Source organism: Pantoea sp. ANP04 (assembly GCF_041982285.1).
GTDB classification, from domain to species: domain Bacteria; phylum Pseudomonadota; class Gammaproteobacteria; order Enterobacterales; family Enterobacteriaceae; genus Pantoea; species Pantoea eucalypti.
Map to the genome: position 1 here is coordinate 1 of NZ_JAUTYS010000145.1, position 542 is coordinate 542.

At 54.8% G+C, this 542-nt stretch carries 1 protein-coding gene; it reads left to right on the top strand.

From position 1 onward, the window contains the following. Positions 1-138 precede the first annotated feature (138 nt). Positions 139-465, top strand: coding sequence for a DUF1820 family protein (locus Q7C21_RS22805; RefSeq protein WP_375151211.1), 327 nt, complete (start codon positions 139-141; stop codon positions 463-465). The last annotated feature ends 77 nt before the right edge of the window (positions 466-542 follow it).

Below are 542 nucleotides of genomic sequence, written 5' to 3' on the forward strand. Positions count from 1 at the left end.
GGCCATGGGAATCGTCAACTGGTGGTAAAGAACCGCGCATTATAGGGGCCATACCTACAGGTTCCTAGCGTTGTGCATCGGGTAGCTATGCTTTAGTTCGCGCCCTATTTTTGTCCCCCGATGTGTTGCCCGCCCACCATGACCAAACGTGAAGCCCCAATCTATAAGGTGATTTTTCTCAACCAGGGCCAGGTGTTCGAAATGTACGCCAAGCAGATCTATCAAAGTGATCTGTGGGGCTTTCTGGAAGTGGAAGAGTTCGTCTTTGGCGAGCGCACGCAAGTGGTCGTCGATCCGAGCGAAGAAAAACTCAAGGCTCAGTTCGAAGGCGTTGTGCGCAGTTTTGTGCCGATGCATTCGATTGTGCGCATCGACGAAGTGGAGCGCCTAGGCACACCAAAGATCAGCGAGGCTCGTGGCGTAAGCAACGTCATGCCGTTTCCCAGGCCAATGCCCGAAAAGTAAGCCTGGTTTGCGTAGGCGCCAGTTTGCCGGTGAGTGGCGTAAAGCGGTTACGGCAGGGGCGAGAAAGGCGAACGCCC